The organism is Halobacteriovorax sp. GFR8 (genome assembly GCF_050955245.1).
Lineage (GTDB): Bacteria > Bdellovibrionota > Bacteriovoracia > Bacteriovoracales > Bacteriovoracaceae > Halobacteriovorax_A.
In genome coordinates this window covers 1245028-1260156 of the sequence record NZ_JBPBLR010000002.1, presented here as the reverse complement: position 1 = coordinate 1260156, position 15129 = coordinate 1245028, and the positions used below count along the sequence as shown (strand labels likewise).

General features: G+C 37.8%; 7 protein-coding genes. 1 reads left to right on the top strand and 6 read right to left on the bottom strand.

The genetic code is table 11. The annotated features are described in order from the left end of the window. Positions 1-16: 16 nt before the first annotated feature. The 4 genes from ACRXC1_RS06550 to ACRXC1_RS06535 form a co-directional block, all read right to left on the bottom strand. A complete protein-coding gene (locus tag ACRXC1_RS06550; protein WP_433657441.1) occupies positions 17-631 on the bottom strand; it encodes a transposase in 615 nt (204 codons plus the stop codon). 342 nt (positions 632-973) lie between these two features. After that, complete coding sequence (locus ACRXC1_RS06545; RefSeq protein ID WP_392907934.1) at positions 974-1438, bottom strand: cyclic nucleotide-binding domain-containing protein; 465 nt, start codon at positions 1436-1438, stop codon at positions 974-976. Positions 1439-1480: 42 nt separating this feature from the next. Beyond that, positions 1481-2452: a hypothetical protein gene (locus ACRXC1_RS06540; protein WP_433657439.1), complete on the bottom strand. Its 972-nt coding sequence runs from the start codon at positions 2450-2452 to the stop codon at positions 1481-1483. Between the two features lie 44 nt (positions 2453-2496). Beyond that, positions 2497-7773, bottom strand: coding sequence for a hypothetical protein (locus tag ACRXC1_RS06535; protein WP_433657437.1), 5277 nt, complete (start codon positions 7771-7773; stop codon positions 2497-2499). Positions 7774-8141: 368 nt separating this feature from the next. Here ACRXC1_RS06535 and ACRXC1_RS06530 point away from each other — a divergent pair, with 368 nt between their 5' ends. After that, positions 8142-13028 carry a hypothetical protein gene (locus tag ACRXC1_RS06530; protein WP_433657435.1) on the top strand — a complete coding sequence of 1629 codons (4887 nt, stop codon included), beginning with the start codon at positions 8142-8144 and terminating at the stop codon, positions 13026-13028. Here ACRXC1_RS06530 and ACRXC1_RS06525 read toward each other — a convergent pair. Both ACRXC1_RS06525 and ACRXC1_RS06520 read right to left on the bottom strand, forming a co-directional pair. Then, the gene (locus ACRXC1_RS06525; protein WP_433657433.1) at positions 13015-14031 is read right to left on the bottom strand and encodes a hypothetical protein; all 1017 of its coding nucleotides are present in this window, start codon (positions 14029-14031) and stop codon (positions 13015-13017) included. The two genes, ACRXC1_RS06530 and ACRXC1_RS06525, sit on opposite strands and share 14 nt — an antisense overlap. Then, positions 14028-15113, bottom strand: coding sequence for a hypothetical protein (locus ACRXC1_RS06520; protein WP_433657431.1), 1086 nt, complete (start codon positions 15111-15113; stop codon positions 14028-14030). Before ACRXC1_RS06520 ends, ACRXC1_RS06525 begins: the two co-directional genes overlap by 4 nt. Positions 15114-15129: the final 16 nt, after the last annotated feature.

Genomic DNA, 15129 nt, shown 5'->3' with positions numbered 1-15129 from the left:
GGTACGCGCCACCTTTTCAGGATTTCAACATCTTGCGATCATGAGTACTTACACTAAGAGGGATTTCAAAAACACTCCTTTTTAAAGAAGTGCTAATTATATTAGATAAGTTACTTGAAAATCTTTGTTCATAATAAGACACCTCATCTGCATACTTAAAATGTGGCCTATAGTTTAACAAGCGAGCTTCAAAGCTTGTGAAGTGTAAAGAACTATATGGATAATCAATACATCTTTCTACAATATTTACTCGAAGAGGATTTTGATAAATATAACGATATACATTTTGTAAATAATCCTGATTGGACACGATTGTCCACTTATAGCGATTACTGAATTTATGATTTATTACCCTTGCATTACGACTAATTAGTTTTGAAAGTTTAAGATTAAAATACATCATAAATCTATCAAGATTCTCATTAGGAGTTGTAACAAGTAAGTGATAATGATTATTCATTAAAACGAAACAATTTATTTCAACATTAACATTTTTCCGAGCATAAACTAATGCCTGCTTAGCTAAATCCCAAGTATGATACATTGGAAGAGGAAAAGGAACTTTATTATTAGTTCGAGATGTTACGTGATAAGGAAACTCATTTTGTCTTATTAATTTAGGTCTAGGCATTCAAACGTTCTGTCGCATCTGACATGACAAATAAATAAAAACGACATCACTTTATTTTTTTATTCAATTATGAAACATAGTACGCGCCACCTTTTCGAGATTCTAGAAAGTTATCTAACAAAAAGGAGAAATCTTCCTCAAAAAACTCACAAGAATTAAGATTACTAATATAAAAGACTTCATTCAATAATCAATACTAATGAAAGGCAACGAAGTATAAACTTTAGGCTTAAGTATAGAAGAAACTGGAGACCAAGTGATTAAAATCTCGAAAAGGTGGCGCGTACCGAAATAAGGGGGGCAGCTCAGTGAACTGCCCCTCCCCCCATCTCAGCGCTAGCTTTAGGCAGCTTTCTTAATTTCTTCCATTTCCATGATTAGGGTTGAAATTCGTTTACCTGCGCCCTGTAAACGTCCGGCCAGTAACCTTGATAGATTGAGTATCAAGAGTGAAAAGATTCGAGGATTGGTTTTGTACAGGCCGAATATGTCCGAGTAGTTCATGACGAGAACATCTGTATAATTATCTGATTGAACAGTACCATAACGTTTATTTTCTTTAAGAAGAACCATCTCACCAAAGAGGTCACCCTTCTTACAACGAGCAATTTCTTTCTCATCAACATTAAAAACTTTTGCGGAGCCACTTAGGATAAGGAATAATTCCTCTCCAATGTCACCGTGTTTGAAAACATAGTCACCTGGCTTTAGCGTGAGAACTTTACAGTGCTCACATATAGTCATAATTTCGTTGTCGTAAAGGTCGAAAAATAGCGGACAACCTTTAACGATTGATAATACACTCATTTCTCTTCTCCAAATTAAAAGTCAATTTTACTTCTTACCTAATTAGGCAACGTTCTTCTTATCAGAGTCCACTTTCTTAATTGGAGCATCTTCACGCATGTATCTTTCGATACTTTGAAGAACTTTAAGTACACCTTGCATTGTACTCTGCTCCTTAGCATTACCTCTTTGTAGGTGATACCAAAGATTCTGCATTGAAGTTTCAACCTTCTTAAAGATCTTGTAACGCTTTTCCGGAAGAGGGAAAAGAGTGTTTAGGAAAGTTAAAATTAGAGAAAAGAAAATCCCCGCAATCGAAGTCTTCATCGAGAAGGCAACGTTGATAACGAAACGAGTAAGGTTATCTGAAGATTTTTCAATATTATTAAAGTCAATGGCCGCAATTTCAGGAAGGGCCATGGCAATACCAATGAACGTCCCGAAAACCCCAAATACAATAAATAGGTTTGGAAGAATATCGATCATACGGGAAGCACCATCGATAGGAATATGTCCATATAGCTTTGTCCAATTCTTATCATCACTCATAATACGATCTGTAAGTTCAGTATAATTTGGCGGAACAGTTGATTTAAACACCGAACTCTCTCCGTGAATCGAAGCAATAAGGCCGTGTTTAGATCCGATGTACTGATTCAGTGAAATACTTGATCCATCTGAGCTATCGATTTCTTTATCAATTTCTCTTTGTTGCTGTTGCATGGCCTCTTTTCCGTCATAATGACGATTTTGAATATTGGCATTATTACTGAAACGAAGAGCATTATCTGGAAGGGCCGCATTTACACGTCCTAAAAGATTAGACATATAAGAATCGATATCATCGATTGGTATATTCTTTTGTTTGTCATCATCAATTGCCGCATCAAGCTCACGAGTAAAACGAGAGTAATAAGCATCATCATCTTTACTGTGACGATATGCTAGATAGCGGAATACTAGGGCAGACACTAGAAGCCCCATCATAAATTCGATAAGATATGTACCGAAAAATCCTAATACTAACTCAATCATACGTACCTCTTTGTTAGGTCTACCAATCCTCGACTATTGGTATTCTATTTCACTTGTGGAGACAGTTGCAGTAACCTCTCCATTGCTTTTGGATCATCTTTTAATGTAAAGCTCAGCTCAACACGTTGTGACTGTGAACAACTATACTGACCACATTTCATGTCTTCGTTTGCAAGTGGTACTGCAAAACTAGCTGGCTTTCTTTCTTCAACAATAAACCCTTTTGGTTCGATTAGTTCTGCAGCAATCGACTCACGCTGTCTCTCAATTACTGTCTCAAGAGGAATCGGTCTTGAGAAACCATAACCAATCGACTTCGTCACATTTCTCATATAGAACTTATATGGGTAGTTCATACCATCGCTATAGATATAGTTTGAAATAGCTAGGGCACGACGTGACGATAAGTTTAAGTTATAGTTATATGAGTAAGCTTCAGCCAACATTGGATCAAGTGCCTTACCAGCAAATAGTGGCGAGGCGTGACCTTCAACATTGAAGCTATCAAGTTGCTCTCTTACTGTATCATCAGCAAATAAAACTTCAGAGTACAGTGGAATAAGCGACTTAAGTTTCTTCTTAGCATGCTTACTTAGTCTTGAAGAACCTGTTTCAAATAGTAAGTTCTTATCCATTAGAAGTGTTACGTTACCTGTTTTTGGATCAACCGCTGCATCAATATTATTATTTCTAAATTTGTCAGCAAGGTTTCTCGCAATATTTGCACGTAAGTTCTTCTTCTGATCTTCAACTTTCTTAGCAATCTTCTTAACTTGTTTCATAAAGTCTTTCTTATCATTTACTTCAGCTAGACATGAATTAAGTTTCTTATTAGCACCATCAAGTCCATTACCAAGTTCAGTAACTTTCTGATTCAAGGCACTTGATCCAGTCTCACAAGCATTTAGGTCTTCACCAAGAGAGGCGATTTTACGACCAAGATTACCATTTTCATCATTCTTATTAGCAAGGGCATTTTGTAGGTCACTTACCTCTTTACCAAGACCTGCAACTTTCCCTTTTAAATCATTATTTTCTTTTCCAAGCCCGGCCAGTTCACCCTTTGCTTTTCCAAGAGCTTCTTTAAGACCACCGTTTTCTTTTCCAAGACCGGCCAGCTTACCTTGTGCTTCACCAAGTGCTTTCTTAAGACCACCGTTTTCTTTTCCAAGACCAGCTAGCTCACCGCGAGCTTTCCCAAGAGCGTCTTTAAGTCCACCGATTTCTTTACCCATACCGGCAAGTTTACCTTTGGCCTTACCTAGAGCTTCTTTAAGTCCACCGTTCTCTTTACCAAGACCAGCAAGCTCCCCCTTAGCTTTCCCAAGAGCATCTTTAAGTCCACCGATCTCTTTACCCATTCCAGCAAGTTTACCTTTTGCTTGTCCAAGAGCTTCTTTAAGTCCACCGTTCTCTTTACCAAGACCAGCTAGCTCACCGCGAGCTTTCCCAAGGGCATCTTTAAGTCCACCGATTTCTTTACCCATACCAGCAAGCTTACCTTTAGCTTGTCCAAGGGCCTCTTTAAGTCCACCGTTCTCTTTACCAAGACCAGCTAGCTCACCGCGAGCTTTCCCAAGGGCATCTTTAAGTCCACCGATCTCTTTACCCATACCGGCCATCTTACCTTTAGCTTGACCAAGGGCCTCTTTTAGACCGCCTATTTCTTTACCCATACCAGCAAGCTTACCTTTTGCCTGCCCTAGAGCTTCTTTAAGTCCACCATTTTCTTTTCCAAGACCAGCTAGCTCACCCTTCGCTTTTCCAAGAGCGTCTTTAAGTCCACCAATCTCTTTACCCATACCGGCCATTTTGCCTTTTGCTTGACCAAGAGCTTCCTTAAGTCCACCGATCTCTTTACCCATACCGGCCATTTTCCCTTTTGCCTGACCAAGTGCTTTCTTAAGGCCACCGATTTCTTCACCCATGCCTTTCATCTTGCCTTTTGCCTGACCTAGAGCTTTCTTAAGTCCACCATTTTCTTCTGACATACCTGCAAGCTTACCTTCAGCTTGACCAAGTGCCTTTTTAAGGCCACCGATCTGCTCACCCATGCCTTTCATTTTACCTTTTGCTTCACCTAGAGCTTTCTTTAGCCCTCCGTTTTCTTCGGCCATACCAGCAAGCTTCCCTTGTGCTTGACCAAGGGCCTTCTTAAGCCCTCCATTTTCTTCTGACATCCCTTTAAGCTTTCCTTCAGCTTGCCCTAGAGCATCTTTAAGTCCACCATTTTGTGCCATTAGAGACTTCTTATCACCTTCAAGTTTTCCAACCATCGCTTTTAAGCGGTCAACTTCACCAGCAAGGCCCTTATTCTTAGCATCACCTTGAGCAAGTTTAGATTGAAGGTTTTTAATATCACCTTTCAGTCCTTGATTACTCTGTTGTGAACGAGCAAGATTTGACTTAAGTCCTTTTACATCATCATTAAGTCCTGCAATCTTACCGTCACGAGCTGCAACATCTGAATTAAGTTTCTTAATTTGAGAGTCTTTTTGGGCCTTCATTGAATCCATCGCCTGCGCATGTTTTCCCTTCAGGTCTTTGATTTGATTATCATAGGCCATTTTTTGATCGGCCTTATTCTTTTCAAATTGTTTAGTTAGGTCTGTTAGCTCACGCTTGTGATCGGCATTAAGTTTGGCAATCTGCGACTGAGCGTCTTTTTTCACACCAGCAAGTTGCTTTTCTTTGGTATCAAGTTCACTTTGATATTTTTTATTTAAATCAGCGATGCGTGATTCATAACCAGCTTTTTGCTTTGCTTCTGATTTCTTATGCATCTTCTCTAAATCAGTGATCTTCTTAGCGTGGTCTGAATTTAGCTTTGCAATTGTCTCTTGAGATTTCTTGATTGTACCAGCTAATTGTTTTTCTTTAGTATCAAGCTCAGACTGATACTTCTTATTTAAATCAGCAATTCTCGTTTCATAACCTGCTTTAGTCTTTGCTTCAGTATCTTTGTGCATTTTTTCAAGATTATTAATCTTTTTAGCATGATCAGAATTTAACTTAGCAATTGTCTCTTTAGATTTTTTAATCGTACCAGCAAGTTGGGCCTCTTTTGTATCAAGCTCAGACTGATGCTTTTTATTTAAATTTGCAATTTGAGTCTCATAACCCATTTTCGTATCTTGTTCTTTCTTTTCATAAGATTTTGTCAGATCAGCGACTTTCTTAGCATGATCAGCATTCATCTTAGCGATTGTCTCTTGTGACTTTTTCTTTTGACCTGCTAATTGTTGGTCTTTGGATGTAAGTTCTGACTGGAACTTCTTATTAAGATTTGCAATTTGAGTTTCATAACCCATCTTTGTATCTTGTTGCTTCTTCTCGTAAGACTTAGTGATTGTATCCACTTTCTTAGCATGATCAGCATTAAGTTTTGCAATCGTATCCTTAGACTGTTTAATTTGTCCGTCTAACTGTTGTTGCTTAGATGTAAGTTCTGATTGGTGCTTCTTATTAAGATTTGCAATCTGAGTTTCATAACCCATTTGCGTGTCTTGTTGCTTCTTCTCATATGACTTAGTTAAGTCATCTACTTTTTTTGCGTGATCTGAATTAAGTTTAGCAATCGTTTCTTGTGACTGCTTCTTTTGACCAGCGAGTTGCTTTTCTTTAACATCAAGTTCACCTTGATACTTCTTATTAAGATTAGCAATCTTAGACTCATACCCCATTTTTGTATTTTGTTGCTGTTTCTCATAAGTCTTAGTTAAATCAGTCAGCTTTTTCTGATGATCAGAGTTAAGACGAGCTATCGTTTCTTGAGACTCTTTCTTTTGACCAGCAAGTTGCTTTGCTTTTGTATCTAGTTCAGCTTGATATTTCTTATTTAAGTCAGCGACTTTCTTCTCAAAGCCAGCTTTTTGAGTTTGCTCTTTTTTCTGAAATTGCTTTGTGATATCTGCAACTTTATTTTGGTGTTCAGCATTTAGAGTTTTAATTTCATGCTCTTTTGTAGAAATAATATTAGCGTATTTCTTATTTAAACTTTCTACTTTTAGAGTATGGTCTTGGTTAAGCTTTTGAACCTCTTGCTCTTGGGCCTTCTTTTGTTCAACAATCTCTTTTTCAAGCTTTTCTTGAGCAATAATACGCCCTTTAATCTCACGATTTGCCTTAGCAATTATTTCTTCATTCTTACGCTTTACTTGCTGAAGCTCTTGAATTTTCTTTGTGTCTTCTGTAACTTTTTGAAGAGTGTTAGCTAGTTTCGATCTAACCTTTACTATTTCATTATTAACAAGCTTATTTTCTGCCTGTTGTTCCTGAACCTTCTTTTGCTCAACTTCTAATTTTGTTTCAAGCTTAGTTTTCACCTGAGTAATCTTTTTGATATCTTGAGTTTGCTTAGTAATTTCTTGCTCTAACTCCTTAAGCTTTTTTTCTTGCTGAGTCTTTACTTGCTCAACACTTGAAAGTGTTTCTTGAATTTTCTTTTTCTGCTCTTCTACCTGCTTCTTTTTCTTATCTAGCTCACCAACTTTAGAATAAAGAATATTATTCTTATCCTGCGCCTTAGCTAGCATTGAGTCGCGTTCTTCTATTTGTTTTTCAAGATCAATTAGTGATTTCTCTTTGAATTCAAGAACAGTTTTAATTCTTTTTTGCTCTTGTTCTTGTTCTTTAATTTTCTCTTTAGTTTGCTCAAGGTTCTTAGAAAGTTTCTCGTTTTCTTGAGACTTTTGTTTCATCTGCTTAACAATTTGTTGAATTTTCTTTTGAAGCTCTTGCTCCTCTTTCTTTTGCCTCTCCATCATACGAGAAAGTTTATCAAGCTGGGCCTCTTTAGAGCGTAGGTCATCTTGATTCTTACGAATCTCTTCAAGACGCTTCTTCATCTCTTTAGCTTTTTCGTTGATTTCTTTCTTTAGTTCCGTATTTTCACGAGAGATCTTTTTTGACTTATATTTTTCTTTATCAAGTTGTTTTCCAACTTTTTCAACAATTGATTCTTTCTTTGTCTGGTTCTCAACCATCTCTTCCATGATCTTCTTATTCTTTTCAAGTTTCTCAACAAACTTAGAAAGCTCGACCATTTTCTGGTTAATCACGTTCTTATAGTCAGTAACCTCAGTGATTGATTGCTCAATCTCATTCTTGGCCTTCATTTCTTTGATTTTCTGCTCTTTGGATACCATTCCTTCAAGCTGCTGCTCGTGCTTCTTCTTCTCCTGCGCTTGCTGAAGTGACTTAACACCAACTTTAATCATGGCAAAAACGAACATTACAAGGAATACAACAGCAACGGTTGTAAACATATCTGAGTATGAACTCCAGATTGACCCGTCGTCTTTTCTTTCTTCTCTTTTCATAATCCTACCCTCGAACAGCTCATAGGATAGCGATTCCTAGAGTTTATTAAAGGCAATGGCCTCTAGGTCTTTGGATTATCTGAATAACTTAAATATTTACACGAACTTAACAGTACTAGAGAGCATTTTTGGGGCCAAAAACCAACTTGCAAGTTGAACACCAAAAGTGGCAAATATTGTGGCCAACGTAAATAATATTGGCCACTGCCTAATATCTGAGCCATACGCTCAGGATAAAACCAATGGATTTATACTGTAACCACCTAATAACTCATTTTACTTCGTTTTTACTGCGGCATATTTTAACCTTACTTTATATTAATCTTAAGTAGTTACGTGATTGAGACGATAACTATTTGGGATAGTAAATGAAGAAATACACGGAACAGTTTAAATTCATTCTGATGTTTACGCTATTGCTTATGATGGCAAGCTCATGCGTACCTCAGGCAGCTAATAATCGCTCTACATCAAGCAGTGACAGCGATGGTGTAGAAACAGAGATCAACGATCCAAGCTTCGATGACTCAAGGGCCTATATTCAATATGCAGGAAATGCTTATGATTCTGTATTTGAAATGGATAATTACTTTGATGACAAACTTACACTAAGAGGGCGTGGGATTCACAACTATGTGAAAGAGAATCTCAATAAAACGTACTGTGCAGTCGTAAACTTCCCTAGTATTGAAAATGGTACTCCACTTGTTGCAGTAGGCTTCCCTCAGTACACAATCAATGTCTCTGAGAACTCAAAAGAATATTTCTTAAGATTTACATATCGAACAATTGATAAGTCAATTACACAAAGTTATTGTGACAATCTTGATGTTCAATCATTTATCGTAGGTAAGGCCTTAAATTCAACAAAAGTAAAATATGATGTCGACGATGTTTGTCCAACATGTTCAAATATCACGACAACATCAAGCTCACTTCTTTTAACAACAAGTGCAGGAGATGACCTCACAACAGCACTTGGTAATAGCATTTCATTCAAGCTATTCTTCACTTATATCGGAACACCAGATAATGGAAACCTTTGCTCGCAAGACTCACAATGTACAAGTAACGGAAGTGATTACTGCTGTCTAAACGGACAATGCGTTCAAGATTTATCTGCAAAGACAGAAAATATCCCAAGTACAATTTTAAATGAGATTGATCTGAATCCATCAGCAATCTACAACTATCCTAATTACTATAATATTTGTACAACAGGTTCAGTTCCTGGAACAGATCCTGGTGATGAATACACTCCTGATGAAGAAGCAGCGATTCGCTTTAACCGATTAAAACAACTTTATCAGTGTACGACTCCATTTGATGGTGAACGAGGTATTTGTACAACAATCTATGAAGGTGCTCGCACTGATCTAGAAGAAAATTACGAAACTAATATTGATGACACAAATTTTGCTACAATATACAAGGGAACAAAACCTTTTGCTAACTCTATCCATGAAGTACGCTATCAAAATGGTGTTATCTATAAAGAAGGTGCACCTATTGTTGCTGGAACAGTGAGTATTTCTGGGGAAAACGATAATTTAACAGATACAACTAAACTTAAGATCACAACACCATATAGTGAAACGAATAAGTACAAAAATCTTGAGATTGATGCCTACACTGATGTTTCATGTAAGCGTATTAATAATTTCCAGGCCCAATGTTATAAAGTCTATAAGCAAGGACAAAATGAAGGGATGGCCACGGACCACTATCCAGGAACACAACGCTTCCAAATTCCTTATTACGCAAATCTAAGCAATAAACTAGTAGTTGAAGTCGATGAAGTAACAAGAACACAAAATACTTCATGGACCCTTTCTGTTGGAGCAATTAATGAAGTTGTCTTCGGAAATAACTACATTGTTCAGGATTCGCAAACAGTTAAGATAATCTTCTATGTAAACTTAACGACGTATCCGACAATCCTGACATCGAAAGAAGCTGCTCAACAAGAAATCGCTACATATTGTAAGTGTTCACTAACACAATGTGCGCTTGAAGAAGTTAGAGATACAAATGACGTGGTTGTTAATTACCAATGTTACCTAGTTTCAAATCAGCCGGAAGCTCCTCTACAACAATCATTTTATCTATCGGCCAAAACGGCACCGCAGAGGTACTTTGATAGTAATGGTGTCTCTAAGAAAGACTTAACATTAACAGATGTAATTCTTGAGCCAAATCTTGCGCAAGAAGGGACAGCATTTGCTTATACGAGTGGAGATAAGTCAAAACCTAATAACTTAAATGATTATGTTGGTTTTAATGAAATCTATGGAAGCTTTGATCTGACAAGTACTGCAGCAAAGGCAGCAAAAGAGATTTCAGTTAATGAAGGGACAACATATGATATCTTCGTATCAGGTGGTAACTATTCGAGTTGTTCATCTTGTGGAAATGATTACTACGCTTCAAGCTTGAAGTATCTATCAAACGAATTCACAAATGGCCCAGCTGGTTACCAACCAGACCTAACAACATCATCTAGAAAGAAGACAACAAAGTATCGTTCAGATGACTTCTTATTTGGCCGTGCATGTTTTGTTCCAGCAACAATGCTTGCTTGGACTCACCAACCTTACGAAGACCAACAAGACCAAAGACTAAACCGTCTGAAGGCCCAACACTTTATGGTTGCCAATGGCTATGATCGCGACTGGTATGGATTCAACTATGGATCTGTTATTGGATCATTTGACGGTGTTAAATGGTTTGCGGTTGGTTCAAAAAGAAGAATCAAAGCAACTAGCAATAAGCTCTTTCTAGCAATTAATGCAAAGTTTTCTGATCAAACAGTAGAAAATAGTTATTCAGTTACAGTACAAGACTCTGTCATTAATGGAAGTACAAATATTCCGACAACGGACTACGCAACAGATGGTGCAACTTGCCAGCAAATTCACTCTTGTAACACAGATAATGAATGTGTTTCAGCACTAGGGTGGGATTATGCATGTGAGAATATTTCAACACTTTCATCTCCCTTTCCAAATTTTGATGTCAACGGAAATGAAATTCCACAAGAAAGCGATATTGATCGACTACTTTCTCTAACAGGTACATTTTCAGGTGGAGTTAAAAGATGTGTTTACCGAGGGCGTGGTGCAGCTTGTCTTCCAGAATATAACACTGTTAACAACTCTTCACAGTCTTACACAACAGTTGGTTCAAAGAGGCTACATGGTTGTTCATTTAACAATCACTGTCAGCCACTTGAAGGTGCCAATAATGATAAGTTCAACAATAGAATTTCACGTAAAGCAACTTCACTGGCCTTCCAAAATGGACAAGTTGATACAGATGAAGATCTAGTCTCAACAGTTGGACTAGAAGCTCCGGCCCTTGGTCGCCCGTTCAGCTATATTGGTAATGAAGTTCCAAACTCAAACGCAAAGAAAAACCTACTACTAAATAATGTACAAGGACTCTGCTTACCAGGACGCGATGCAAACTTAGAAGATGTTGTGGTTTCAATGGATCGTGAATCTGTTCTTGTTCCAGACTTCATTGGTAATATGGGAAATACTGTTACTGATCTACAAAATAATGTGAACCCTAACACATTCCTAAGTTGCCCTACTTTTGATACGACTGGCGACTATATTGCCTTTGATCGAATAAATGATGTAACAACAAGAACAAGTGATCTTCAACTACTATCAAGATCACAAAACCTGAGCACGTATTTCTTAGAAATCTTTGAAGGGTTGACTAATAATGAGCTTCTAAAAGATCTTGAAGACGAAAATGCACCATATGTTGATTCGCAAGCTCTTCCTGTTAATGCATGTCTTAGAGCTCCTGGCTCAACATGTTTTACAGACCTTGATTGCTCAGCATCTAAATTTGTCACTGATAATACAAAAGGTGTCTCAATCGATGATCTTATTACGGCAACAAGTCAGTATGAGCTTTCTTTCTGGCAAACGCAGCAAGTTTGTTCACAACCAGCACGTGTTGGCGATGATGACTATGACATCAGAAATAATCGCTGTTGTACAGAGATGGGAAATACATTTAAAGTCCCTACTCTTGATATCTTTGGGAACCCAATTTCAAATGACTCAACAATCACTAATAGCGATGGTGTTGATTTAACAAGAGTTCCAGGTGCAGAGATTGGGGCCAAGACAGCAACTCGTTTTTCAGGAAATGTTCTGACAGAGTACGAAAGACAAACAGATGGTATCAACACAATGACAATGGCAACTAAGGATGCCGGAATCCCAGAAGCAAGTGCCTACTCTCAGTTTAAGGCCCTATCAACATATGGAAAGAAAATGTGTTGTAGCGAGAACTGGGTTCGAAGCTTTAACAAAGAAGTGAATGGTGGTGGCCATGAGTGGGGACCAAGCAAAATGCAGGCACATGGCCAAGACTCACTTGAAGACTTTAAATGTTACAACTATGCTGACCAATCAAAGCAAAACTGTAGCGCTAATGAAGCTCAAAATACATCAAGCTGTTCTCTCGTTGATATTCCAGATGCAATTGGAGAAGATATCACAAAGTGGCTTGGTTATTTTGAATTAACAGGAATTCCAAATATTGTTATCAAAGATCATATCTCAGGTGTTGTTGATATGACTGATAATAAGTGTAGTAAACCGATTTACCGAGATGATACAGCAACTCCAGAATATGGTGTCGATGGCTACATGCTTGCAGACTCTGCGGACTATGAGCCATTATCAAAAGCAAATGAATTCAAGCCAGTATTTGAAAGTGATGAATTTGCTTGTTGTATGCCAGCGGGAACTCAAATGCAGGCCGGTGATGATGCGAATCTTTGTTGCACTGGTTATATCAACCCGCAAAATAATAAATGTCAGTTAAAGAATTATGCTAACGTTTCTGCTTATACGAATCGTTATGTATCAAGCGAGCTTCAAAACCTTCCTGACTCAGACTTTGAACCAATGACTGGTCATATGAAAGATCGTGAAAAACTTGCAATCGTAGCATGTCAGCAGAGTATGTGTGCTGACGGATATGTCGGGTTTGGTTTAGCACATGGACAATATGGCCTACCTGAAGAAACTCTTGCCGATGCCGATGCAGCAGGAGTTGGTAACGTTAAGCGTTTTATGCAAAATACTGATAACGATAATGAATTAGGACGTGTGGATTACTTTCTAGAAGGTCTAAAGTGGAATGCTCACGTTTACTGTCTTCCGGCCAATGTTGCTAGTGAGCTTCAAGGTTCAACACCGGCCGTTCAAGTTCTTAACTGTAATTAAATTTAATATCATCAATAATCTTATTGAGGAGTGCCTTGGCCACTCCTCTATTATCCTTAGCGATATAAGGATGAATTTTCATGCTAAGGCTTAGTTGTCCATTAAATTCCATGGCAACAATACCAACGGGAAAATTCTTTGATCCAGGAGTTGTGGCAAACCAAACCTCATCTTTTCCAAGAGACTTATAGCTTTCATCCTCAACATTCCAAGCACCAATATTTGAGAATGTCCCAAGCCAAAAATTCTTTGATGCAGAATTTTTAGAAAGTTTTGCCATATAGTTTCTACCAAATAGTACACCTATATGGTGGACCCACCAAAGCCCAATATGGTTGAGAGTTTTAACTTTTTCAGAAAAGCTATTTCTAATTTCACTATAATCAGAATTTGCATTTAGGCGCAGCTGAACAAATGAAGTGTGATTTTCGTAAGGATTATGCTTATTAACAATCCCTCTAATATTGATAGGAAGTAGCCACGAGTAGCGCTCATTTTGACATTCATCTTTGATGAGAGAGAAAACATGAAGATTAATAAGTTCTAAAAGTACAACATTTTGAGAGAGCTTATTTTCCTTTAGAAAGTTATTAAACGCCGTTGTTTCTTCATGATTGAGTACTCCTATCTCAAATTCATAATTATCTTTGGGCCTAATATCATTTTGCTCTTTCCACTGAGGAGGCTCAGCAGGAGAAATATCAGTGGCCTTTAAGGCAAGTTTCACATGCTGCCAAAATGAAATCTTCTTCTTGTAATTTGAATAAATCGGCCCTCTTTTGGCGCCGAGCTGAGTAAGATAATATGGAATAGAAGCACTTCCATCCATCAAAGAGTGGGAGTACTCGAAATACTCAGGTGACAAGAGACTTCCCTCGTGCCACTTTGCCCGACCAATAACACATTGATCATTTTCTCCCCTTTCTTTTAATAATTCATACCAAACACCGACCCAGTCACGACTAAAGTAGCGTTTTGATATAATATTAAAAGGCCAGATCACAGAAGACTTCCTTCAAAGCGAAATGATCTCTTGGGCCACAGTCCCTGATTTTCATCACTGTGGATTTCAAACATGTGACCTGTATTCTCCACAACGACCCCATCAATTAATGGTGAGAACTCAATTGCATCCTGTCCCGTGTAGAGATTACAAATATGATACTGTTTTAAAATCTTAGTCTCTTTTAAATATTTAATAATCGCGGAAACGATATCTTTTTTTGCGTCATTACTCATTTGTGACTGAAAACAAAGGTATTGAATTTCTAATGTTTTCAAAACTCCATTATCGACCTTAGGTCTCCCCATCATTTCAACAATATTAGTTAAAAACTTCTTAGCGAGTTTTAAATTATATAATTTATATGAGCGGCCAAGATCTCGATTAGAAATCATGAAGATAGATAAGAGATTTCCACCATCAAAAACACCATAGTAAGCATTTCCTTCGACGTCATCAACCTCTTCCATTAGGTCTAAGTCATGGGCCTCTTGGGTATAGAACTTTGAGAAATCAGAAAAAGGAATTTCTCTGACATCATAAAACGTTGGATTAAAAATAGCAGGAATCACTACGGAATAGACATGGTAGTTGTTGATATAACGATAGTTATAACCACGCCCTCCTTTTGTTAAGGAAGCAATGGCCTTTTCATTGTCTGAAAGAATAGCAGTATAGGCCAACTCACAGCGTCGATCATCTGAAAGCTTTGGCAAAGCAGCAATAACATCAGCAAAACACTTTCTCCACTGAACTTTTGCTCGACGTCCCCCCTGAGGAGAGACTCTTAGGTCACAAAAATAGGCCACTGGACGATAGTCACCGTCAACATAGCGTAAGTGTCTTACAATTGTTCCGACACCACAAATGCTTAAGTCCTCATTTAGAAATAAGAAAGTCCAAAAGTGATTGCCTTTTCTTTCATAAAACTTGAAGAAGTCATTGCCACGATCAAATGACAATGCTTCATCTCCGGTTTCCATATGAATATCTTTATAGAAATTTAAGATCCCTTCGTTATCTTCTTTAGTCGCAAGCCTTATGTGTGAGTAAGGGGCAACGACCTCTTCCAAGGTCAACATACAAACGCTCCTTGCT